1 protein-coding gene is annotated in these 368 nt (G+C 54.9%); it reads right to left on the bottom strand.

From position 1 onward, the window contains the following. On the bottom strand, positions 1-368 hold a 368-nt coding region (locus WFJ47_RS16490; RefSeq protein WP_336764454.1), incomplete at both ends, for a hypothetical protein.

Raw genomic sequence — 368 nt, forward strand, 5'->3', positions numbered from 1 at the left:
AGCCGTTGCTCATTGAAAGCAAAGCCGATCTGCGTGCAGGATTTCGGGAAGGTCGCATTGAAGATGTCATCGAAATGACCAATGCTGTTGGCGATGCCGAGCAGGGTATTCAGCGTCCGGATATGCTGGTTGAACACCTTGTCGTGCTCAGGCTTCAGCATCTGATGATGCCGGAACGCCCGCTGATACTCCGCTGCGCCATTATCGTTGGCGCGGAGGATCTTCGGGTTTGCCTCCCTGATCACCTCGAGCCCAATCTCACCGAACAGGAAGTCATAGACATACCGGTTGATGAAATGGCCGCAGTTCGGATGATTGTTGCGACCGGTCTTGGCCAGGCCGAGAACGCGATGGAGGTTCACGAAGAA

Source organism: Asaia sp. VD9, assembly GCF_037150015.1.
Taxonomy (GTDB): Bacteria; Pseudomonadota; Alphaproteobacteria; order Acetobacterales; family Acetobacteraceae; genus Asaia.